The organism is Agrobacterium bohemicum (genome assembly GCF_002896715.1).
Taxonomy (GTDB): Bacteria; Pseudomonadota; Alphaproteobacteria; order Rhizobiales; family Rhizobiaceae; genus Agrobacterium; species Agrobacterium bohemicum.
In genome coordinates, this window is record NZ_PGEL01000028.1 from 786,249 (window position 1) to 809,859 (window position 23,611).

Here is a 23,611-nt window from a genome sequence, read left to right on the forward strand (position 1 = left end):
CGACCCGGCGGGAAGTCCACCGGGTCGATGTCATCTCGAACAATTAGCGCTTAGCGGTTGCCGTAAAGCGTATCAAGCACGGCGCCGGATGCGAAGTGTTCTTTCTGGATTTTGTCCCAACCGCCGAACACATCGTTGACGTTGACGAGGCGGATGTCTGGGAACTGATCCTTGAACTCAGCCGTGACCTTGTCATTGTGAACGCGGTGACCGAACTGCGCTGCAATGCGCTGGCCTTCCTCGGTGTAGAGGAAATCGAGATAGGTCTTTGCCAGTTCACGCGAACCGCGCTTGTCGACAACCTTGTCCACCACTGCTACCGGGAATTCCGACAGAAGGCTGACGGAGGGAACGACGCTTTCGACTTTGTCCTTGCCATATTGCTTGGCAATGCCGCGTGTTTCAGCCTCGAAGGTGATCAGCACGTCACCGACTTCACGCTCGACAAAGGTCGTGGTGGCCGCACGGCCTCCGGTGTCGAATACAGGCGTGTTGGCGAAGATTTTCTTGATGAAATCCTGAACCTTGGCCTCATCGCCATTGAACTTTTCCTTCGCGTAGGCGGTCGCGGCCAGATAGGTGTAGCGGGCGTTGCCTGATGTCTTTGGGTTCGGGNAAACCAGCTTCACATCGTCCCTGACGAGATCGTCCCAATCCTTGATATTCTTGGGGTTGCCAGCACGAACGAGAAAGGACGGAAAGGAATAGAAGGGCGATGCGTCATTGGCGAAACTCTTCTTCCAATCAGCAGACACGAAACCCTGCTTCACCAGAAAATCGATGTCCGTCACTTGGTTGAAGGTTACGACGTCCGCCTCGAGACCTTCGACGATGGCACGCGCCTGCTTCGATGTACCTGCATGCGATTGGTCGATGGTGATGCCCGGATGCACCTTGATGAAGGCTTCGTTCTCGGCAACAAACACTTCACGCGCCACGTCATAGGACGCATTGAGAAGCGTTTTTGGCTCCTGCGCAGAGGCAGACGTCGACAGAAGCGCCGCGATGGTTGCGCCGATCAGGATGATGCGTTTCATGAAATTCCCCAAACCACAAATGTAGGGGCAAGATACGGAAGCGAGAGCGTCCATGCGAGGAACCCAACGCTCCATCTCAAGTCGAACTTAGAATTTTTTACCGCTGAGACAGTNAAATTCGAACGCATATGCGCATTGCAATCCATTCAGAGGCGGTGATCGCGAAACAGCGGCCGTTTGACGGAAACGAAATATCGATCAATATCCTCGTCATCGACGTCACCAAGAGTGGCCGGACACCATCTGGGATTGCGATCCTTATCGATCAGCGCGGCGCGGACACCCTCATAGAAATCATGATTGCGCAGCACTTCGCAGCCTGCGGCGAACTCACGCTCCAGGCATTCGATGAGCCCCGAACTTTGCCGTCCGGCTCGCAGAAGCCGCAAGGTCAATTTCAGGCTGGTCGGAGACCTTGATTGCAGAACATTTAGCGTTTCTCTGGCGAAGTCAGCGTCCATGGCGGTGAGAGCATCGATGATCTCCTCAATCGTGTCAAAACCGAAAGCGGCGTCGATCACCTCACGATTGGCGGCTAGAACAGCGGGAGCTTCAGGCCTCACGGAAAACCTCTCGATCACGGCGCCGACATCGGCAGCGAAAGAAGTGTGCGCCAATGCTTGCGCCAGTTCGGGCAGCCGATGCGTGGGGATGTAAGAATCTGCAAGGCCCGCATAAATGGCGTCTGCCGCACCCACTTCACGGCCCGTCAGGCCCAACCATGTTCCGGTTTCCCCAGGCGCTTTGGGAAGCAGCCACGTTGCGCCGACATCAGGAAAGTAACCGATGGCCGTTTCCGGCATGGCGAGCCGGGTGCGCTCGGTAACGACGCGATGTCGACCATGTGCGGAAATGCCGACACCTCCCCCCATAACGATGCCGTCCATCAGGGCGATATACGGTTTCGGATAATGGGAAATCTGTTCATTCAGCGGAAACTCCTCACGCCAGAAACGCGTGCGCCCAGCCTCATCGGCGGATCGCGCCTCATAGATCAGGCGCACGTCACCACCGGCGCAAAGCCCGCGCTCTCCTTCTCCGCAAAGGACGACACTCGTCACACCCGCATCCCGGGCGAACATGTCTAGNCCCGCTTTCATTCCTGAAACCATGGCCTCGTTGAGGCTGTTGATGGCTTTGGGTCGGTTCAGGCGGATAAGGCCGACGCTGCCNTTTTTCTCGGTAATAATTTCATCTGTCGTGGAAACGTTCTGCATCGTGCCTCCTCTGTCACTCTGCAACACCACCCAGTCTGAAGGTCCCGGTGCCATCACGCAACATTTATCGCTGTGAGGTGAAACGGGGGGATTTCCTGCGCGTTGATATCCTCGAAAAAGTGACAACCATGACGTTTTGCGGTGCAGCAATTTCACTTGACGCTCTTGCGAATCGTGGCATGTAATGAGTTGGTAAAATACCGGCGCCAATTCCTGTCCAGCGTTCCAGCCGGACCATACAGACGGCCCTTTTCGGGCGATGACGTAGTAACGGGAGATCAATATGCAGGTTTCATCGCAAGAGTGGATCAGTAAACGTGCCTACACCCTGTGGGAAAGCGAAGGTCATCCGCATGGACGGGATTCCGACCATTGGGAGCAGGCAAAACATGAATACGCACTGATGGAAAATACGCGGGCAACAAAGCCTGCAACCCGTAAGAAATCAGACGTGAAAGACAGCGCTGCTGCCCAGGAAGCAGCGAAACCCAAAGTGTCTGCACGCAAGAGCGCTAAAAAATAGCGCACCGTCCCAAGCNAAATCATGTCAATAAAAAGCCCCGCTATACGGGGCTTTTCGCTGTGATGTATCGGCAGATCAGAATGTCAGGGCGCGATCGCCGTTCTCGTCCTTGATCCGGCTTGGCAAGCCGATTTTGTTGAGAACGTTGAGGAAAGGCTGCGGTGGAAGCTCTTCCACATTCGCCATCTGCTTGACATCCCACTCGCCCGTCGCAATCAGCATGGCGGCAGCAACTGGCGGAACGCCAGCCGTGTAGGAAATACCCTGGCTTCCGACTTCATTGTAGGCGTCCTTGTGGTCGGCCACATTGTAGATGAAGACTTCGCGCTCTTTGCCGTCTTTGATGCCCTTTACGATATCGCCGATGCAGGTCTTGCCGACATAGTCAGGCGCCAGCGACGATGGATCAGGCAACACGGCCTTGACCAGTTTCAGCGGTACGACTTCGAGACCTTCCGCAGTCTTCACCGGTTTTTCGGAGAGCAGGCCAAGGTTCTTCAGAACCGTGAAGACGTTGATGTAGTGGTCACCAAAGCCCATCCAGAAACGCACATCGGCACCATCCATGTTCTTGGACAGAGAATGTACTTCATCATGGCCGGTCATGTAGGCCTTTTGCTTGCCGACGACCGGCAGGTCGAATTCCTGGCCGACTTCGAACATCTCGTTCGTCTGCCACTGGTTGTTCTGCCAGGAATAAACGACGCCGGTGAATTCGCGGAAGTTGATTTCCGGGTCGAAGTTGGTCGAGAACCAGCGGCCATGGCTGCCAGCGTTGATGTCGACAATATCGACGGACGTGACCTCGTCGAAATACTCATCCTTGGCCAACCGCGCGTAAGCGTTGACAACACCCGGATCGAAGCCGATGCCGAGAATGGCGGTGACGCCCTTTTCCTTGCACTCGGCCGCGCGCTGCCACTCGTAATTTCCATACCAAGGCGGATTTTCGCAGATCTTGGTCGGATCCTCGTGAATGGCGGTATCCATATAGGCAACACCCGCATCCATGCAGGCACGAAGAACGGACATGTTGACGAAGGCAGAACCGACATTGATGACGATCTGAACGCCGGTTTTCACGATCAAGGCTTTTGTCGCCTCGACATCCATCGCGTCAAGCGCATGGGCCTCAAGCTTTACGTCTGTCTTGAGGCTGTTCTTTTCGCGTACGGACTCGACAATCTTGCGGCACTTTTCGACGGTGCGTGACGCAATATGAATGTCTCCCAATACATCGCTGTTCTGGGCGCATTTATGCGCCACGACCTGTGCCACGCCACCGGCGCCGATGATGAGAACGTTCTTCTTCATTTCAGGTGATGCCCCCTTTATCCCCGCAGGGATGAGCTATTGATATTAAGACAGGCTTTGTTCGAAATCGGCAAAGCCGAATTCACGGACGGAACGGACGGAACCGTCCAGCTCCTTGATGGCAATGGTTGGCATTTTGACGCCATTGAACCAGTTTTTCTTGACCATGGTATAACCGGCTGTGTCCTGGAAGGAGACGCGGTCACCCACCTTCAATTCGTTCTCAAAACGAAACTCGCCAAACACATCGCCTGCAAGGCACGACTTGCCGCAGACCATGTAAGAATGATCACCCTCATTGGGCGAAACCTTGGCGGTTTCGCGGTAGATCAGCAGATCCAGCAGGTGCGCCTCGATCGAGCTATCGACGATGGCGAGGTTCTTGCCGTTGAACAACGTATCGAGAACCGTTGTTTCCAGCGTCGTGCTCTTGGTGATCGAAGCTTCACCGGGTTCCAGATAGACCTGAACGCCGTATTTTTCCGAAAATTCCTTGAGACGATCGCAGAACTGGTCGAGCGGATAATTTTCGCCGGTGAAATGGATACCGCCGCCGAGGCTCACCCATTCTACACGCGCCAGAAGCGTGCCGAACTTGTCCTCGATCTGCGACAACATGCTGTCGAACAGATCGAAATCGCCATTTTCACAATTGTTATGTATCATGAAGCCGGAAATGCGGTCCATGACCTTTTCGACCTTTGCAACATCCCACTCGCCCAGACGGCTGAACGGACGCGCCGGGTCGGCGATATCGAAGGTGGAGGAGGAAACCTGCGGGTTTAGGCGCAGACCGCGCGTGATGCTTTCGGCCTTGTCGGCAAAACGCTCCAGTTGCCCAATGGAGTTGAAGATGATCTTGTCTGCGTTGGCGATGACCTCGTCGATCTCGTAATCCGCATATGCGACGCTATAGGCATGCGTCTCACCACCGAATTTTTCGCGACCCAGGCGCACCTCGTAGAGCGACGAGGACGTCGTACCATCCATATATTGCGACATGAAATCAAACACTGACCACGTTGCGAAACACTTCAGCGCCAAGAGTGCCTTTGCGCCGGATTTGTCGCGCACATAGGCAATCTTCTCCATGTTGCGAAGAAGCTTTGTCTTATCGATCAGGTAATATGGCGTTTGCAGCATTTGTCAGTCACATCTTATCTTGGACAGGAAAGGTCTCGTCTTGAGACGGGCCTTATATGATGCTTGTGACAGGAAAACAAACCCGCAGCAGAGATTCTGCAATCCAGCTGTTTTTTCGCTACGGTGAAGACACAGGGGAACCAAACGTCGTCAGGCACGTTCTGAAACCAAGCGTGAGCCGTGTAAACGGCGNTTTTGAGATAAATTCAGCAAAGGACACATCATGGCGACGGTTCGTAACGTGGAAGATAAAGTGCGTGAAACTCTCGAAGGCGGCGATGCAGCAGAAGTGTCTGCGCAGCTAGCGCAGCTACGTGAAGACCTTGCCAATCTGGCTGGCAGCGTGAAAGCGCTGGGTGCTGGCGTTTCCCATGAGGTCAAGGCCCGTGCCTCCCGCGCTGCCGACGATGCTATCGCCGCCGGTGAAGAGACAGTCGAAACCGTACGCAATGAAATTCAGTCTCTCAACGACAACTTGACCTATCAGGTTCAGAAGAACCCACTTCAGTCTTTGGGCATTGCCGTTGCTGCAGGTTTCCTTATCGCTCTCGTCACCCGCAAATAAGGTAGCAACATGCTTCAGACGCTGCTGCTTTATCTCGGTGACACCCAGCGAGAAGGCCAATTGGTGACACGGCGCATCAAGTCCACGATCCNTTTGTGGACGCTTGCCGGTGTGTTTTTTGTTATTGCCTTCATTGCTGCCTTGGTTGGCGGCTCGATCTACCTCGCAAAAGAAATCGGGGCCGGACCTGCGGCTCTCGTGATTGCTGGCGTGGCATTTCTGCTCGGCGTCATCATGCTGGTGTGCCTTTCCATCAAACGTAGACCGCGCGTCTATGCTACGCGACCTTTGATGCCGCTGGCTGCAGCACCGATTGCGGCACAGTCCCTGGCTGGCAGCGCGCTTGCAGCACGGCCATTCGTCACACTGCTGACAGCGATTGCTCTTGGCTATGTTGCGACCAGAACCACGATTCTGAAGAAGAAGTAATTCGATTTCCGAAGCCGCCCTCGATCAGAAGGCGGCTTTTCCNTTTTCACCTGCAATAAATTCCGCTGCCCTTCTGCCGACAAAATGCTAGGCAGTTTGCCAACACGTCTTTTAACGGAGAGAATGTTGGATGCGGAAAAAAGTCCTTGTTGTCGGCGGTGCCGGATATATTGGTTCACACACCTGCCTATTGCTGGCTGAACGTGGATATGAGCCTATCGTCTTCGACAACCTTTCCAACGGCCATGAAGAATTCATCAGATGGGGACCGTTTGAACAGGGCGACATTCGCGACCACAAGCGACTGGCCGAAGTTTTTTCCAAACATAAGCCGGAAGCCGTCCTGCATTTCGCGGCACTGATCGAAGTCGGCGAATCCGTCAAAAATCCCGTTGCCTTTTACGATAACAACGTCACCGGTGCGCTGACATTGCTGTCAGCCACGATAGATGCGGGCGTGAAGGCCTTTGTCTTCTCGTCTACCTGCGCGACCTACGGCCTGCCGGAACGGGTGCCCCTGGACGAAACCCACCCCCAGGCACCGATCAATCCCTATGGCCGCACCAAGTGGGTCGTGGAACAGGCATTGAAGGACTACAGCACCTACAAGGGTCTGAAATCCGTGATGTTGCGCTACTTCAACGCCGCGGGCGCCGATTTCGAAGGGCGCATCGGCGAGTGGCACAAGCCTGAAACGCATGCCATTCCGCTCGCTATCGAAGCCGCTCTGGGACGCCGCGAGGGCTTCAAGGTGTTTGGCACGGACTATGACACGCGAGACGGCACCTGCGTCCGCGACTACATTCACATTCTCGATCTGGCGGACGCCCATGTGCGTGCCGTCGATTATCTGCTGAATGGAGGAGAAACCGTCGAGCTTAACCTTGGCACCGGCACCGGAACAACGGTCAAGGAATTGCTCGATACAATCTCGGAAGTCTCTGGCCGCCCCTTNCCCGTGGAATACACCGAACGACGTGACGGCGATTCCACCACCCTCGTCGCCAACAACGACAAGGCAAAGGAAGTGCTGGGCTGGGAACCGCAATATACGCTGACGGATATTATCAGGTCCGCATGGCGCTGGCACTCCTCGCGAAACGCCAGCATGTAAGAGGTGAGCAAGCTTTTATGGTGCTGCCTTTGAAAAGACNAAAAAAACGCCGGTCCAGTGGACCGGCGTCTTCGCTATGAGAATGTTCTCATAGCTCCTCTCCCAGGTAACTCTATTATGGCTTGGGCGCCGTTGTGGTCGCACCGCCAGTTGTGGAGTTGGTTGCCGGCGCGGCAGAGCCTTCATCAGCCTTCTTGTCCTTCATCGTTACGAATTCAGGAGCGGCTTTGAGTGACTCGGCCGTTTCGGTCGTCGTCAGGCGCACTGTGCCGTTGGCGGCGTCACGTGTAACCGTCAGCTTGTCCATTGGGACGGCGACGTCCTTGGCACCAATGCCCAGAAAACCGCCAACGCCGACCACTGCCGCGACGATGCCACCANTTTCCTCAAGAATGAGATTGGTCACGCTGCCAATGCTCTCATCAGCTGCGGTATAAACTGCATTGCCGATGTAGTCATTGGCGCTGATCTGTGTCGCTGCCTGCTCTGTGAGATAAGCTCCGCCTGCTGCCGAAGGCGTCGCTGGCATCGCAGTCGTTGCCGGAACTGTGGCACTTGGTGCTGCCGGTGCAGGCTGCGTCGTACCCTGTGCCATGGCAAGTGATGCGAATGTTGTGGAACCCAAAAGAGCGACTGTGGCGATCATGGTGAGTGTCNTTTTCATTTCGTACCTTCCTTATCCTATCAATGTAACCTGCTCGACGGTTGAACCCGTTCTGTGTGAGCCTGTTGATTTGCAAACGGCACAAGAAGGAAATTGGTTCCGCTGNTTTTTTAGGCAATAACGGATGAAAAGACATAAAAAGCGGCTGGTAATCAGGCATATTATGGGATTGCGAACTATGAAGGCTTGCGCCATTCTGCGGTTCAGCCAGAATGATTTGAACACCGGTCGAAACCGGCGAGACGATGCGAAACAACATCATATTGAAACTAAGACGACGTCTTTCCGGNTTTTTTCCAACCGCGCCTATTAGTGTCTATCTCGTTGTAATGACAGCAGTTATCACGCTGCCTCTGGTTATTTTCGTCGGCTATCTGATGCTGAAACTGGAAGCAAACGAAACAGGCGACCTTCAAAGGGAAGCCGTCGAAGATGCACGCGCAGTCAGCCGCAACATCGATCGCCGTTTGCAGGAAATGGCGACAACTCTCAACCTGCTGACGCAATTCCCCGAGTTAGAGGATGGCGACCTCGCGGCGTTTCACAAGCGCGTGAGCGAAAGCCTTGAAAGACAGGGCCTCTACGTCATCGTTGCAACTGCTGACGGNAAACAACGCCTGAACAGCCGTGTGCCGCTGAATCAGCCCTTGGGCAATGTGCCGCCCGACATCAAGCTACAGGATGTCATTGCCGGACGCAGGATCGCCGTCTCCAACATCTTTTATGGCAATACCAGCAAGGAATGGGTGTTCAACGTCATGCGCCCTTTGCCGCCGTCGCTGTCGGCCGCCGGTGACGCACTGATCATGACCCAAAATGCCAGCGACCTGATGGGACTGGTCTCAACGGACGGGCTTCCATCTGGCTGGACGATTGCGATCGTGGATGGCAACAATCACGTCGTTACATCCAGCGCGCCGAAGACCATCGCAGCCGGATCCGACTTCGATCATACGTGGGCGAACGAAATGCAGGCNTTTAGCGGCAGTTTCGAAAATGAAGACGGCATTATATATGCCTACTCCCAACTGCCGGGATGGTCTTGGAAGGCAGTTATCTGGGGACCGTCCGACAATAGCGATTCTGCATTGGCAAGCACCTGGCGGNAAATGATGATCGGCAGTTTGACCCTCGTCGCAATCGCTATCGCAGGTGCCTATCTCGTCGGCCAGCAGCTCCGTGGGTCAATACGCGAACTTGTCGATGTGGCCAAACGAATAGGCGAGGGCGAAATCGTTTCGCCGATCGACACCNAAATAAAGGAAGCAAATCAGGTCGCTGTCGCCCTTTCGAACGCCTCCTTTGACCGCAGCCAGGCGGACGATCGTGCCCACCTCATCCTGCACGAGCTGGTTCATCGCTCCAAGAACATGCTGACGCTGGTTCAAGCCATGATGCGCCAGCTCGCGCGCGACAGCACGACGGTTGCGGAGTTCCAAAAGGAGGTGGACCACCGTCTTCGTGGCTTGGGAATGTCGATCAGCGCTTTGTCGGAGGTGCAATGGCAGGGACTGCCGATGCGCAAGTTGCTGGAAACCCATTTGAAGGTCTTCGGGAACGCCATCGATCAGGTCAAGCTCAGCGGAGAAGACTTCATTCTTTCGCCGGAAGCTGCGCAGAATCTGGGCCTCATCATCCATGAGCTGGCGACCAATTCGATGAAATACGGCGCGCTTTCCGAGGCGGCAGCCACTGTCGAGCTCTCCTGGGTTCGTAAGATGAACGGTGAGAAAGAGATGCTGACAATAGACTGGAAAGACGTTGGTGGCCCTCCAGCCGTTGCCCCGACACGAAGCGGCTTTGGCACCACAATTACGAGACGTCATGCCGAAAGTGCATTTTCTGCAACCATATCAACAGATTACAAAGAGTGTGGATTCCAGTGGACGCTGACAGCACCTTTTCATAAATTTCTTGCTCNAAAAAAATCTGTTTTGCCGAATTAAAATTTAGACGGCACGGAACCAACTGGCAGAACCCGCGTTTTTAAGGCAAGCCAAGCCACTCCCGTCCCCGCCTGAGGCTTGGCGCACGCAGGTTTTGCCCCTGNAAACCTGCCATAGATAGCACGGCTCTACGGAGCCGTGCNTTTTTGTTGGCACAAGGGCGTCCCCAAACTCCGCAGATGAACAGATAACAAAAGCGACGCGACAAAACGTCGTCTTCCATCGGACAAGCCAAAATTCAATTNGGTTTTATTCAGGTCGGCAGCGGAGCCGGGAACCTCAGGAAATAGTCAATGCTTTCATCAGAGACTTTATATTTAGCTTCCCCACCCAACGCTGCCGGGACGACTTTCTCCAAAACAACGCTTCCGAAATTGCTTCGTTTGTCAGCGTCGGCAGTGTGTTGAGCGCCACTGCCTCCAAGTGGTTCCGTCCAGCGAACTTCGAAGAAATCCGCATCTTTTCGACATTCCAGTGTCAAAGGAAGATGCTGCGATAGGTTCCCACCATGACTGATCGTATTCACGACAAGCTCATGGAAAGCGAGCCCCACATAGAGCGCCCCGTTTGGGTTGAGGAGAAGGTTGTCGCCCTTCATCTGAATCAGGTTAGGATATTCAGGCAAATAGAGATCGGCCTGCTGTTTCAGCAGATCGAAAATCTCTGCTCCGCGCCAATCCGAATCCGTGATCAGATCCTGGGACTGCGCCAAAGCATGCAGACGCCCTCTGAATTTTCGCAGAAAATCTTCTTTGGTAAAACTGAAACGCGCGGTTTGGGAGGATAGGCTCTGGATGATGGCAAGGAGGNTTTTTGAGCGGTGACTGACTTCGCGGAGCAATGATCGAAGCAACTGCTCCCGCCGTCGCTCCACCGTTACTTCTCGAATTGTCGTTTTGAGGACGCGCTGTCCAGACATGTTGACGGTGGAGTAGACGTAAAACTGGAAGACACGGTCCTTGCCGGCATTGACCTCCAGCATTCCCCTGCTTCCTGCTGCCGTCAGATCNTTTTTCAAATCTGACAGGCGGGCAGCAAGCTCTTTTCCAAACATCGTGACGTCGTTCGGATCGTCGCCTGACTCGTCCGGAAGCGTCCAGACGTCAGGCAGATTCGCGATAAAAATATACTCTTTATCACNGTCCTGCAGCATGACCGTCTCATCAGAGTCCAGCAAGGCAAGCACGAGTGAATCGTGAAGGTCTCCCTCTTCTCGCCCCGCATTATGCCACGCCAGCCGATGCAATATTGTCTCCTAACGGGTAACGGCGATCAAGGTCGCTGTGTTCGAGCAAACATGCAGACCTGAACGCCGGGTAAGAACCCGGGTTCCAAAATCTCTTCAGTTCAGCGTCAATTAAGCTGCGACACGTGAACTTTCATTAAAGAACAGAGCCTGACTTATGAGAGCTTTCACCATGTCGGGATTAAATGGCTTGGTCACAAGGAAGGTCGGCTCAGGACGCTCGCCGGTAAGAAGACGTTCCGGGAAAGCGGTGATGAAGATCACAGGCAGCGTCGTCATCTGAAGGATTTCCTTCATGGCTTCCAGACCAGAACTTCCATCCGCAAGCTGGATGTCGGCAAGGATCATCTTGGGCTGCGTACGGTGGAACAGTTCCAGCGCTTCCTTATGGGTGCGCGCAATGCCTGTCACGTTGTGGCCGAGGTCCGTTACCATCTGCTCGATATCCATCGCGATCAGAGGCTCGTCCTCGATGATCATGATGTCGGTCGCAACCTGACGCGCAATTTCAGAGGCAGCCTCATCGATCAGCTTTCCGACCTGCGATTCAGGAACGCGGAGAACTTCGGCAACTTCAGCCATCGAGAATTCTTCTACGGTCGTCAGCAAAAATGCCTGGCGCGGCACCGCCGGCACTGCCGAAAGATTGGCAGACGCACGCTTTTCCCAACCCGTAAGGTTTTCGTCGCTTTTGATGTTGATTGTTACGGAACTAAAGATGGAGACAAACAATTGATAAAGCGAGACGCGATCGCTGCTCGTCTGCGGGAAGATGCTAACATCCGCGATCAATGCTTCCAGGCTGGCGGCGACGTAGGCATCGCCAGTCGATTGTGAACCGCAAACGGCACGCGCAAACCTGCGAAGATAGGGCAGGTGCGGTGCGATGCGTGTAGAAACTGACATGGAATTCTCCCCTGTATCATGCGGTGTGCAACGCACACATAATGGNAAAAACGTGGTACCCNAAAAATAGTTCCAGTTGGTTGGAACTANTTTTTCAGTTAGGCATTAACAGCGACATCACCTAACGAATACCGGAAATCATGAATATGTTTCAATCGGATCAGGATCCATCTGAAAAGGGAACGTCTCCGACTGTTTCCGACTCAGGTAGAACCGTCATCTCGCGTAAACTACGGGAACTGTACGACACAGTTCAGGACGAAGGCATTCCAGACAAGTTCCTCGATCTGCTTGAGAAACTCGACGAAGCTGAAAACAAAGCAAAAGCTTCGAGGGGATAATGGCAGAAGAACACACCAAGAACGAAACCAATTTCAAGCGAGAAATGCTGGCCGCGCTCCCCAATTTGCGCGCATTCGCTATCTCTCTCATCCGGTCCCGCGACCGGGCCGATGACCTCGTGCAAGACACGATCATGAAGGCTTGGGCGAAGCAGGAAAGCTATCAGCCCGGCACCAACATGCGCGCATGGCTGGTTACGATACTTCGTAACGAGTTCTACAGCCAGATAAGAAAATCAGGCCGCGAAGTTCAGGACACGGATGGAGCTTACACATCCCGCCTGTCTGTTCCACCAGAACAGCACGGTTCCGTCGATCTTCAGGATTTCAAGACCGCGCTTGCAAAACTGCCGGAAGATCAGCGTGAAGCCATTCTGCTGATCGGCGCGTCGGGCTTTGCCTATGAAGAAGCTGCGGAAATTTGCGGTTGCCCCGTCGGGACAATCAAAAGCCGCGTTAGTCGTGCACGTCTTCGTCTTCAGGAACTTTTGGGGATTCAGGACGAAAACGAATTCGGTCCAGACGCTCAGGTAGCAGCGGTCACAGCGGCTGCGGCTATACGTTAAACCTGACTGACATCAGAACGGCGCAGCCCAAAGGCTGTGCCGTTTTATATTCCCACGTCTTTGACAGACTGCATGACGACGAATGTCGATGTGTTGGCCACACACGGTAGGCTGGATANTTTTTCACCCAGAACCCGCCTGTATTTGCGGATATCGTTGGTGCGAACCTTCAACAGATAATCGAAGGCTCCAGCGATCATGTGACACTCCTCGACTTCCTTGATCTTGCGGACCGCCGTGTTGAAATCCTCCAGCGCCTTCTCGCGCGTATCAGACAGTTTGACCTCGGTGAAGGCGATGTGCTCCAGCCCCAACTTGGCCGGATTGAGCATGGCACGAAAACCCAGAATGTATCCCTCATCCACCAAACGTTTCAGCCGCGTCTGGCACGGCGTCTTCGACAGACCGACCTGCTTGGACAATTGCAAGATCGACATGCGGCCATCATCGCTCATTGCCTCCAGTATCTTCAGATCGAAATGATCGAGATCACCTGTATCAGACGANTTTGCCATTCATATTGCCTCCTGAAATGCTCATTATAAGTCGGTTTGTCCTGATATACCGCTNAAATAGGACCATAGCAATTTTGCCACCAGTGATATTCTGATGTCTGNAAAAGATCGCCTTGCGACAGATATTCGAGGACTGGACCGATGGTAGNAAATACAGCTNGGTTTGCCAAATCACACGCCAACCAAACATGTGATATTTTCGCGCATTTTGCGCCACCGGTGCAGCCGCAAAGCGCCCTGCGCCAAGCCATCACCGCTGCCTACCGCCGGGCGGAGCCGGATTGCATGGCGCGGCTACTCGAAGCGGCAACCGTTTCGCCTGAACAGGCCGATACAATTCGCACGACTGCACGCAAACTGGTTCAAGCGCTGCGTTCCAAAGCCAAAGGGACCGGCGTCGAAGGATTGGTGCAGGAATATTCGCTATCGAGCCAGGAAGGCGTGGCGCTGATGTGCCTTGCCGAAGCCCTGTTGCGTATTCCCGATGCCGCCACACGTGATGCCCTGATCCGTGACAAGATTGCCACCGGCGACTGGAAATCTCACCTCGGCGGCGGTCGCTCACTGTTCGTCAATGCCGCGACCTGGGGGCTGGTCATCACGGGCAAGCTGACATCCACCGTCAACGACAAGGGCTTGTCGGCAGCGCTGACNAAACTCATTTCCCGTGCGGGAGAGCCGGTCATCCGCCGCGGCGTCGACATGGCCATGCGGATGATGGGCGAGCAATTCGTGACCGGCCAGACCATCGGCGAGGCAATCAACCGCTCGAAGGCACTTGAGGCACAAGGCTTCCAATATTCTTACGATATGCTGGGCGAAGCCGCGACGACGGCTAAGGATGCCGAGCGCTATTACCACGATTACGAGCAGGCAATTCATGCCATCGGCAAGGCCTCAGCCGGTCGCGGCGTGTATGGTGGTCCCGGCATTTCCATCAAGCTTTCCGCCTTGCATCCGCGCTATGCCCGCGCGCAGGCACAGCGTGTGATGGATGAACTTCTGCCGCGCGTGAAATCCCTGATGCTGCTGGCCAAGCGCTACGATATCGGCCTCAACATCGATGCCGAAGAAGCCGACCGGCTGGAGCTTTCGCTCGACCTGCTGGAAGCAATCGCGCTTGACCCGGAACTGGGAAATTGGCAGGGCATAGGCTTCGTGGTGCAGGCCTATAGCCGCCGCTGCCCCTTCGTGCTGGATTATATCATCGATCTCGCCCGCAGATCGAACCGCCGTATCATGGTGCGTCTCGTCAAGGGTGCCTATTGGGATGCCGAAATCAAGCGGGCGCAACTGGACGGATTGGAAGACTTCCCAGTCTTCACCCGCAAGGTCCACACGGATGTCTCCTACATCGCCTGCGCCGCCAAGCTGCTCGCCGCCCGCGACGTGATCTTTCCGCAATTCGCAACCCACAACGCGCAGTCGCTGGCAACGATCTATCACCTCGCTGGACCCGAATTCAAAATCGGGGACTACGAGTTCCAGTGCCTTCACGGCATGGGTGAACCGCTGTACAGCGAAGTCGTCGGCAAAAAGAACCTCGACCGTCCCTGCCGCTTTTACGCACCGGTTGGCACGCATGAAACGTTGCTGGCCTATCTCGTGCGCCGATTGCTGGAAAACGGCGCCAACTCTTCTTTCGTCAACCGTATCGCCGACCCGAATATTCCCATCGATTCGCTGCTGGAAGACCCTGTCGTCGCGGTGAAATCCATGGCTGCACCGGGCGCGCAACACGAGAAGATTTCCAAACCCGGCAATCTCTACGGCGCGCGGATAAATTCGGCTGGGCTGGATCTGGCGAATGAACAGACGCTGGCGTCATTGAGTGAGGCGCTCTGGACCAGCGCGGAGATGGAATGGAAAGCTGTGCCACTGGGTGCAACCGGTTCTGCGAGAGCCGTTCTCAACCCCGGCGACCTCAATGATATCGTCGGCTTCGTGACCGAACCGACCGATGCGGATGTAAGACAGGCGCTGGAAGCCGCCGCCGCATCCAGCTGGCCGCAAACCAGCGTCGAAGACCGCGCCGCTTGCCTGGAAAAAGCAGCCGATCTGATGCAGGCGAAATTGCCCGTTCTGCTCGGTCTCATCATGCGCGAAGCCGGAAAATCGGCGCCGAACGCCATCGCCGAAGTCCGGGAAGCTATCGATTTTCTACGGTATTATGCAGCCGAAGCACGTAACACATTCGGCCCGCAGCAACAGGCTCTCGGCCCAGTCGTCTGCATCAGCCCGTGGAATTTCCCGCTTGCGATCTTCATCGGTCAGGTCGCGGCAGCGCTCGTGGCAGGCAACCCGGTTCTGGCCAAGCCCGCAGAGGAAACGCCGCTGATTGCCGCAGAAGGCATTCGCCTGCTGCATGAGGCTGGTGTTCCCGCGGATGCCGTGCAGCTTCTGCCGGGCGATGGCAAAGCCGGCGCGCAGTTGGTGGGTGCCGAGCAAACCGCAGGCGTCATGTTCACGGGCTCCACCGAAGTCGCTCGCCTGATCCAGAAACAGCTGACGGCGCGTGTGTCGAGCGATGGACAGCCGATCCCGCTCATTGCCGAAACCGGTGGCCAGAACGCCATGATCGTGGATTCCTCGGCTCTGGCCGAACAGGTTGTGGCCGATGTCATCGCGTCCGCCTTCGATAGCGCCGGCCAGCGCTGCTCGGCGCTACGCGTTCTTTGCCTTCAGGACGATGTGGCTGAGAGAACGCTGACGATGCTGAAAGGCGCCTTGCACGAATTGCGAATCGGTAGAACGGACCGGCTGTCGGTGGATGTCGGCCCGGTGATTACGCTGGAAGCCAAGGAAAACATCGAACAGCACGTCGAAGCCATGCGGGCGCTCGGCAACCGGATCGAGCAAATCACACTGGCTGGCGACACCGACAAGGGCACCTTCGTTCCGCCAACCATCATAGAGTTAAAATCCCTGTCCGACCTCAAGCGTGAAGTCTTCGGCCCTGTCCTGCACGTCATCCGCTTCAAGCGCGAAAAGCTCGACCGTCTCATCGATGATATCAACGCAACCGGTTACGGCCTAACATTCGGCCTACACACGCGCCTCGATACGACGATTGCGCATGTGCTTTCCCGGGTGAAGGCGGGCAATCTTTACGTCAACCGCAACATCATCGGCGCCGTGGTCGGCGTGCAGCCCTTCGGCGGACGCGGTCTTTCCGGTACAGGTCCAAAGGCTGGTGGCCCTCTTTACCTCGGTCGTTTGACGAAGAATGCACCGCTTGTAGACCGCAAGGGGCATCAACACGACACTGCAATCACCGATTTTGCCAACTGGCTGGAGGCAAAGGTTGACAAGGCGGCAGCGGAAATGGCCCGCCTCTCCGCCAAACTCTCCGGCCTCGGNTTTGAAACCGAACTTGCAGGTCCGGTGGGAGAGCGCAACCTCTATGCCCTGCATCCACGCGGCCATGNTTTGCTGGCACCGCTGACCGCACAGGGATTGTTCCGGCAACTGGCAGCGACACTTGCAACCGGAAACACGGTGGTGATAGATAAAGAAACCGGTCTGGAAACGGAACTGAACGGTTTGCCATCCAGCGTGACGGCCCACATCACATGGTCCGCTGATTGGGTCAGGTCCGGCCCCTTCTCGGGCGCGTTGGTGGAAGGTGATGCGGAGCGGGTACGTCAGGTGAATGCGCGCATTGCCGAGCTTCCCGGCCCGCTGGTTCTGGTTCAGGCCGCAACCAGTGAAGCGTTGCTGGGAACGGACCAGCCTTACAATCTGAACTGGCTGCTGGAAGAAGTCTCTGTCAGCGTCAACACGACTGCGGCGGGTGGAAATGCAAGCTTGATGTCGATTGGCTGATCGTCGCGTCGGTCCTGTACGGAAATTCCCGTTTCATTCTGTTTCCCGATCATATACGGGTTTGAGAGGTGCTTTCGGTGGAGAAAGCGCGCATGTTGATGCGAGACTGGAATGGACACACGCAGACGGCTGGTTCCTGATATCGTGACCTTGCAGGCTTTCGAATGCGCTGCAAGGCACGGCAACTTCACGCGCGCTGCCGAAGAGTTGAACCTGACGCAGAGCGCGGTCAGCCGCCAGATCAGCGATCTGGAAGCGCAGACCGGCATGCTGCTGTTCGAGCGCATTCGCCGCCGCGTGGTGCTATCCGATGCGGGGCGCAAGTTCCTGCCTGACGTGCAGAAGCTGCTGCATCAATCCGAACAATTGATGGTGCGGGCCGTCACGGCTGGCTCCTCCAGCGCGCTGCTGTCCATCGCGACCCTTCCGACATTCGGTAGCCGCTGGCTGACACCCCGCCTGCACGACTTCATGGCAAGCCACCCGAACACGGTGCTGACAGTAGGATCGCGCACCCAGCCCTTCGATTTCGATGAGGAAGGCTTCGACATCGCCATCCATTACGGCCAGCCGGTGTGGGCGCGTGGTACATGCACGTTCCTCTGCAACGAAGTGATCGTTCCCGTCGCCAGCCCGCGGCTTCTGGCGTCCAAACCTGTCGCAAACCATGCCGATATGCTGGACGGGCCGTTACTTCACATCACCACGCGTCCCAAGCTGTGGACGGAGTGGTTCGAGATGAACAGGCTTGCCTCCGACAGCGCTTATCGCGGCAACCGTTTCGACCAGTTTTCCATGCTGATAGAGGCCGCAGTCAGCGGTCTGGGCTTTGCGCTCTTGCCGAAATATCTGATTGAAACCGAATTGAAATCAGGCTTGCTGAATGTCGTGTTCGACGTGCCGCTGGCGACGGAAAACAGCTATTATATCGCTCTGCCAGANGGGCGTCAGGACAACGTGCTGGTCCAGGCGTTCCAAAGCTGGCTTCTTGAACAGGTCGGGCAAAACCTCTGAATCATAGTCTGTTGCGGAAAAACGGATTCCACCGCACGATGCCAAGGCGGANTTTTTCACGCATCATAGTCAGCAATCCGGCAGAGGCTATGACCACCAGACCGGAGATCGCAAGCGTATCCGGATACTCGCCGAAGAAGGACGCGCCGATGGCAACCGCCCATAATATCTGGGAATAGTGCGATGGGGCGATCTGACTGGCAGGGGCAATCTTCGTCGCCGTCAGCAGGGTTATCTGGCCGATAGCGGTGCACATGCCGATGACGATGAAGGCACCGATCTGGTTCAGCGTTGGAACCTGAAACTCCGGGATCATCAGGATACCGTTGAACGTCAAACCATACATAATGAGCACGCCCATGATCGATGTGCGCTTTTCCCGTCCGGCGAGCGAGCGCAGAAGAACGATGGTCAGGCCCGCGAGAAAGGCCACGCAAAGCGCTGCGAAATGCCCGAGTTCCAGTGTTTTGAAACCGGGGCGCACCACCAGCAACACGCCAACGATGCCAGCCATGACCGCAGACCAGCGCCACAGTCCAATATCTTCCTTCAGCACCAACGCCGACAGGATGGTAACGAAAAGCGGTGACAGGNAAATCAGCGCATAGGCCTCTGCAAGCGGCACGTTAGTGAACGCATAAATGCCCAAAATGCCCGCGAACAGGCCGGAAATCGCCCGCCCATGCACGGCCCACGGCCTGCTCATGCGCCAGAAATGGCGCCAGCGCTCTTCTTTTGGTTTCAAGAAGAAAATGAGGGATGCGGACGACAGGATGCTGAAAAAGCCGATTTCGAAGACGCTAACCTGCGAGCCGAGCGACTTGATGGTGGCGTCTCCACAGGNAAAGCTGGCATAGGCAAGCAGCCCCAGTAGAAAACCCNTTTGCATGGCAACCGCTCCCGTAGCGACAACCGGGCGGCATGGGATGAGACTCGATACCCGGCTTGAACGCTATCTCCGTAGTCTGGCTACGCCTGAGACGACCAGAGCGCAAGGCATGAACGCGGGAAAACCGTTCTCTCTTTCTTCACGTTGCAATCAGCACATTTCCGGGTCAATGGTGTAGAGCTCATGCGCCCTTGCAAAACCACGCAAAGCATAACGCCCCATGGATACCATGAAGCCGCGCATATCTTCCGGACACATCGCCATGAACTCGCGGGACATAACGGTATCGCGATCCACCGAACCGCACAGGCTGCTGATGCGGCTGACCATGTTGACAGCGGGTCCGACCACCGTAAAATCCAGCCGGTTGCGACTGCCGATATTACCGTAAAACACCTCACCCACATGCAGGCCGAGATAGACATCCGTCGTCGGCAAGCCCTCCTGCCGTCGCCTGTCGTTCAGCACGGTGAGATTGGTACGCATCGTGATTTCCGAGGCCAGTGCCGCCGCACATCCTGCGCGCTGGTCGGCATCACGGAAGATTGCCAGCACCCCATCGCCGATCAGTTTCAGCACGCTGCCGCCATGGGCGTGGATCGCGTCGATGACCAGACCCGCATAGTCGTTGAGAAACGGAATGATCTGATCTGGCTCCGCCCGGTCTGAAATGCCGGTGAAATCCCGCAGATCGGAAAACCACAAGACGGCATCGATACGTTCGACCTCCCCACGGGTGATCGTGCCGCTCATGACCTTGCGACCAGCATCGCGGCCCAGATAGACGTCGCTGATCGTGCCGATGATGCGCATGCAGGAAGCGGCTTTGAACGCAAGAGCGAGCGTCGGCAACAGCAAGCGCAAGGCGGCAAGCTCGTCGTCGTGAAAGCCTTCAGGATGTCGGGTCAGCCAATGCGAATAGAAAGCATTCATTTCACCGATGCTCCCGCGATCCGTAAAACGATGGATCGCCGCCAGATAATCCGTATGTCCGGCTTGCTTCAGTTCGGATAGCTTTGGAAATTTCGTGTCTTCACCGAGAAAAAACCGGTGACGCGCCTCATCAGCATTTTCCTTGATCAGATGGNAAAATACCGAACTCTCCCAGGCCTCGCGCGCCTTTCCGTCATCGGTGAAATCATAGACGCTGGACGATTCGAAAACATCGTGGCTATCCCAGCGAAACGCATGCCCCTCNAAATCCGGGTGCAGCGTATCCATCAATATCAGTGCCGAGGAAATGCTGATGCCAGCGGCGTTGCATCGCTCGCAAAATCCGGACAACAGAGATTCTTCGGCAACGCCTTCATAGCCTTGCTGCGAAAGCCAGAGCGAAATTTCCGAAAGGCAGGATTGCTGGATCATGGATACCGATGTTCCCTGGAATGAGCAGCAGAAGATATGTTTGATGAACGCTTCACAAGCCCTACGGTGCCTTGGCATCAGCTTCATTTACAACAAATTCTTGAAATCGTCCGTTGAAAACAGCCTGCGCGCTTGGCCCCGGCAGCGAAGGCAGATAAACACCTATCCGAAATGCTGTTTAGCGCATGTGCGGCTGGCAAGTTTTATAGTCGGCCTTGATCCCGAAAGGTTTTTTGATGCGTATTGTAATGATTGGCTCCGGATATGTAGGCTTGGTTTCAGGTGCCTGNTTTGCCGATTTCGGTCATGACGTCATATGCGTCGATAAAATGCCCGAAAAAATCGAGGCGCTGAAAAACGGTCAGATTCCGATTTTCGAGCCAGGCCTCGACATGATCGTGGCAAACAATGCCAAGGCTGGCCGACTGAGTTTCACCACCGACCTGAAAAGTGCTGTGGCGGATGCGGATGCCGTTTTCATTGCGGTTGGCACACCATCGCGCCGTGGCGATGGCCACGCCGATCTGGCTTACGTTTATGCCGCCGCCCGTGAAATTGCCGCAGCCGTGACCGGCTTCACCGTCATCGTCACCAAATCGACAGTGCCGGTCGGCACCGGCGACGAGGTGGAGCGCATCATCCGCGAGGNAAACCCAAGCGCTGATATTGCCGTCGTTTCCAACCCGGAATTCCTGCGCGAGGGCGCAGCCATCGATGACTTTAAGCGTCCCGACCGCATCGTTGTCGGTCTGTCTGACGAGCGCGCCCGGCCGGTGATGACGGAAGTTTATCGCCCGCTTTACCTCAACCAGTCGCCGCTGCTGTTTACCACGCGCCGCACATCCGAGCTGATCAAATACGCAGCCAACGCTTTCCTTGCCATGAAGATTACCTTCATCAACGAAATGGCAGATCTTTGCGAAAAGGTCGGTGCCGACGTTCAGGACGTCTCGCGTGGCATCGGCCTGGATGGCCGCATCGGCGCAAAATTTCTGCATGCCGGCCCCGGCTATGGCGGCTCCTGCTTTCCGAAAGATACGCTCGCGCTTGCCAAGACCGCTCAGGATTTCGACAGCCCCGTTCGCCTGATCGAGACGACGATTGCCGTCAACGACACCCGCAAGCGTGCAATGGGCCGCAAGGTCATTGCCGCCGTCGGCGGTGATATCAGAGGCAAGAAGATTGCCGTGCTGGGCCTGACATTCAAGCCAAACACGGACGACATGCGCGACAGCCCGGCAATTGCCGTCGTACAGACATTGCAGGATGCGGGTGCCAAGGTGACGGGTTATGACCCGGAAGGCATGGTCAATGCGCGCCCGCTGATGGAAGGCATCGAATATGCGACCGGCCCATATGAGGCGGCGCAGGATGCCGATGCGGTGGTAATCGTGACCGAATGGAACCAGTTCCGCGCGCTCGACCTCGACAGGCTGAAATCGATCATGGCGTCACCGGTGCTGGTAGATTTGCGCAATATCTATCGACCGGATGAAGTCACGGCTCACGGCTTCACCTATGCCGGCATCGGCCGTTCATCATAAGCAAGGCGAGAACATGCGATATCTGATTACCGGCACGGCGGGTTTCATCGGTTTTCATCTGGCAAAGCGCTTGCTCGATGAGGGACATTTCGTCGTCGGCTTTGATGGAATGACGCAATATTACGACGTCGCCCTGAAGGAAAAGCGCCACGCCATTCTAGCGCGGTCCAACGGCTTCAAGGCCCAGATCGGGATGCTGGAAGATGTGGATGCGCTCAACCGCGCCGCTGATCTTGCCGAGCCGGAGGTGATTATCCACCTCGCCGCACAGGCGGGAGTTCGCTACAGCATCGACTGCCCCAAGGACTATGTGAACTCGAACCTTATCGGCTCCTGGAATATTCTGGAGCTGGCAAAAACGCTTCAGCCCAAGCATCTGATGCTCGCATCCACGTCATCGATCTACGGCTCCAATGAAAAAGTACCTTTCGCGGAAAGTGATCGCGCCGACGAGCCGATGACGATCTACGCCGCCACCAAGAAGTCGATGGAACTGATGGCGCATAGTTATGCCCATCTGCACAAGGTACCGACAACGGCCTTCCGCTTCTTCACCGTCTACGGCCCGTGGGGACGCCCGGATATGGCGCTGTTCAAATTCGTGGATGCGATCTTGAAGGGCGAGCCCATAGACATATACGGCGAAGGCCAGATGAGTCGCGACTTCACCTACATCGATGATCTGGTCGAGGGCATCGTGCGGCTGAGCCACATTGCGCCATCCGAAGACAACCGAGTGACCGAAGAGGGCGTCACCGACACCCTGTCGAAACACGCACCGTTCCGCGTCGTCAACATTGGCGGTGGGCAGCCCGTGGAGTTGATGCGCTTTGTCGAAACGGTCGAGACCGTTCTGGGGCAAAAAGCCATTCGCAACATGTTGCCGATGCAGCAGGGTGATGTGCCACGTACCTTTGCGTCACCCGATCTGTTGCGGGCTCTGACCGGTTATGCGCCTGACATCACCATCGAAACCGGCGTTGCTGCCTTCGTGGAATGGTATCGCAGCTGGCAATCCGGCAAGGCCTGATGATTCAGGCTGCCGGATTTTGTCTCAGCTTCAGCTATTTGCCTCTTCGCCCTCATTGCCCTGCNAAAGCCGGGTTAACTCGGCGCAGTTCGGATCGTTAGCGTCGAGCAGTTGCGAAGGCGATGTCCAGCCGATCGTGTAGCCCACTGCTGTCGCGATTGCCCAGGAAGGGTCTTCGCCAGCACGCTGAATCAGTTTAGGTCCCTGCGCCGTGATGCACTGCTGCGATTGCTGAATGGATTGTGCAGACGCATTCGCGCCCTGCATGCGCTCCTGCACGTCGGCCTGAATGGGGCTCAGCACAAAAAGGGTGATGAACCATGCGGCAATATCGGAAATCATGAGTGAACCTCTGAATGTTCGGCGTATATGTCGGNAAAGGTCCGACATCGTGAAAGCACCGAAACTTCCACCAGAG

Annotated in this window: 20 protein-coding genes; 10 read left to right on the forward strand and 10 right to left on the reverse strand. The window is 55.8% G+C overall.

Translation table 11 applies throughout. The features are described from left to right. Positions 1–50 precede the first annotated feature (50 nt). Positions 51–1,037, reverse strand: a complete 987-nt coding sequence (cysP, locus tag CUC55_RS22410) for a thiosulfate ABC transporter substrate-binding protein CysP (RefSeq protein WP_103089172.1) — start codon at positions 1,035–1,037, stop codon at positions 51–53. 146 nt (positions 1,038–1,183) lie between these two features. Then, positions 1,184–2,254 carry an enoyl-CoA hydratase/isomerase family protein gene (locus CUC55_RS22415; protein ID WP_103089173.1) on the reverse strand — a complete coding sequence of 357 codons (1,071 nt, stop codon included), beginning with the start codon at positions 2,252–2,254 and terminating at the stop codon, positions 1,184–1,186. Between the two features lie 283 nt (positions 2,255–2,537). On the opposite strand from CUC55_RS22415, the gene CUC55_RS22420 reads away from it, so the two are divergent. Further along, the gene (locus tag CUC55_RS22420; RefSeq protein WP_067651243.1) at positions 2,538–2,777 is read left to right on the forward strand and encodes a DUF2934 domain-containing protein; all 240 of its coding nucleotides are present in this window, start codon (positions 2,538–2,540) and stop codon (positions 2,775–2,777) included. Between the two features lie 75 nt (positions 2,778–2,852). Here CUC55_RS22420 and CUC55_RS22425 read toward each other — a convergent pair whose 3' ends face one another. Both CUC55_RS22425 and nspC read right to left on the reverse strand, forming a co-directional pair. Next, positions 2,853–4,091, reverse strand: a complete 1,239-nt coding sequence (locus CUC55_RS22425; RefSeq protein WP_067651246.1) for a saccharopine dehydrogenase family protein — start codon at positions 4,089–4,091, stop codon at positions 2,853–2,855. Positions 4,092–4,136: 45 nt separating this feature from the next. Then, positions 4,137–5,234 (reverse strand): carboxynorspermidine decarboxylase, encoded by a 1,098-nt coding sequence (nspC, locus tag CUC55_RS22430; protein ID WP_067651249.1) that lies wholly within the window; start codon positions 5,232–5,234, stop codon positions 4,137–4,139. A 223-nt stretch (positions 5,235–5,457) separates the two neighbouring features. Between nspC and CUC55_RS22435 the strand changes: the two genes are divergently transcribed. Continuing rightward, positions 5,458–5,799, forward strand: coding sequence for a DNA-binding protein (locus CUC55_RS22435; protein WP_067651252.1), 342 nt, complete (start codon positions 5,458–5,460; stop codon positions 5,797–5,799). 559 nt (positions 5,800–6,358) lie between these two features. Further along, complete coding sequence (galE, locus tag CUC55_RS22445; protein WP_103089175.1) at positions 6,359–7,342, forward strand: UDP-glucose 4-epimerase GalE; 984 nt, start codon at positions 6,359–6,361, stop codon at positions 7,340–7,342. Between the two features lie 115 nt (positions 7,343–7,457). On the opposite strand, the gene CUC55_RS22450 is transcribed toward galE, so the two are convergent. Further along, the gene (locus CUC55_RS22450) at positions 7,458–8,006 is read right to left on the reverse strand and encodes a PRC-barrel domain-containing protein (protein WP_103089176.1); all 549 of its coding nucleotides are present in this window, start codon (positions 8,004–8,006) and stop codon (positions 7,458–7,460) included. Between the two features lie 245 nt (positions 8,007–8,251). Here CUC55_RS22450 and CUC55_RS22455 point away from each other — a divergent pair, with 245 nt between their 5' ends. Beyond that, entirely contained in the window at positions 8,252–9,952 is a 1,701-nt protein-coding gene (locus CUC55_RS22455; protein ID WP_103089177.1) for an HWE histidine kinase domain-containing protein, read from the forward strand. Positions 9,953–10,205: 253 nt separating this feature from the next. Here the strand turns inward: CUC55_RS22455 and CUC55_RS22460 are convergent, their stop codons facing one another. Both CUC55_RS22460 and CUC55_RS22465 read right to left on the reverse strand, forming a co-directional pair. Then, on the reverse strand, positions 10,206–11,198 hold the full coding sequence (locus tag CUC55_RS22460) for a sensor histidine kinase (protein ID WP_103089178.1): 993 nt from the start codon (positions 11,196–11,198) through the stop codon (positions 10,206–10,208). A 111-nt stretch (positions 11,199–11,309) separates the two neighbouring features. Then, positions 11,310–12,104, reverse strand: coding sequence for a response regulator (locus CUC55_RS22465; RefSeq protein WP_067651269.1), 795 nt, complete (start codon positions 12,102–12,104; stop codon positions 11,310–11,312). A 140-nt stretch (positions 12,105–12,244) separates the two neighbouring features. Here CUC55_RS22465 and CUC55_RS22470 point away from each other — a divergent pair, with 140 nt between their 5' ends. Both CUC55_RS22470 and CUC55_RS22475 read left to right on the forward strand, forming a co-directional pair. Then, a complete protein-coding gene (locus CUC55_RS22470; protein WP_067651273.1) occupies positions 12,245–12,445 on the forward strand; it encodes a NepR family anti-sigma factor in 201 nt (66 codons plus the stop codon). Continuing rightward, positions 12,445–13,011 (forward strand): sigma-70 family RNA polymerase sigma factor, encoded by a 567-nt coding sequence (locus CUC55_RS22475; RefSeq protein WP_067651276.1) that lies wholly within the window; start codon positions 12,445–12,447, stop codon positions 13,009–13,011. The genes CUC55_RS22470 and CUC55_RS22475 overlap by 1 nt, the downstream gene beginning before the upstream one ends. Before the next feature lie 44 nt (positions 13,012–13,055). Here the strand turns inward: CUC55_RS22475 and CUC55_RS22480 are convergent, their stop codons facing one another. Continuing rightward, a complete protein-coding gene (locus CUC55_RS22480) occupies positions 13,056–13,526 on the reverse strand; it encodes an Lrp/AsnC family transcriptional regulator (protein WP_103089179.1) in 471 nt (156 codons plus the stop codon). A 141-nt stretch (positions 13,527–13,667) separates the two neighbouring features. Here CUC55_RS22480 and putA point away from each other — a divergent pair, with 141 nt between their 5' ends. Together putA and CUC55_RS22490 are read left to right on the forward strand one after the other, a co-directional pair. Next, positions 13,668–17,351, forward strand: a complete 3,684-nt coding sequence (gene putA, locus CUC55_RS22485; RefSeq protein WP_103089180.1) for a trifunctional transcriptional regulator/proline dehydrogenase/L-glutamate gamma-semialdehyde dehydrogenase — start codon at positions 13,668–13,670, stop codon at positions 17,349–17,351. Positions 17,352–17,462: 111 nt separating this feature from the next. Then, positions 17,463–18,365, forward strand: coding sequence for a LysR family transcriptional regulator (locus CUC55_RS22490; protein WP_103089181.1), 903 nt, complete (start codon positions 17,463–17,465; stop codon positions 18,363–18,365). Between the two features lies 1 nt (position 18,366). Here CUC55_RS22490 and CUC55_RS22495 read toward each other — a convergent pair whose 3' ends face one another. Continuing rightward, complete coding sequence (locus CUC55_RS22495; RefSeq protein WP_103089182.1) at positions 18,367–19,254, reverse strand: DMT family transporter; 888 nt, start codon at positions 19,252–19,254, stop codon at positions 18,367–18,369. 150 nt (positions 19,255–19,404) lie between these two features. Then, positions 19,405–20,619, reverse strand: coding sequence for an adenylate/guanylate cyclase domain-containing protein (locus tag CUC55_RS22500; protein ID WP_245417807.1), 1,215 nt, complete (start codon positions 20,617–20,619; stop codon positions 19,405–19,407). A 236-nt stretch (positions 20,620–20,855) separates the two neighbouring features. Here CUC55_RS22500 and CUC55_RS22505 point away from each other — a divergent pair, with 236 nt between their 5' ends. Further along, positions 20,856–22,163, forward strand: a complete 1,308-nt coding sequence (locus CUC55_RS22505) for a UDP-glucose dehydrogenase family protein (protein ID WP_103089183.1) — start codon at positions 20,856–20,858, stop codon at positions 22,161–22,163. Positions 22,164–22,176: 13 nt separating this feature from the next. Further along, positions 22,177–23,193: an NAD-dependent epimerase gene (locus CUC55_RS22510; protein WP_067651415.1), complete on the forward strand. Its 1,017-nt coding sequence runs from the start codon at positions 22,177–22,179 to the stop codon at positions 23,191–23,193. Positions 23,194–23,611: the final 418 nt, after the last annotated feature.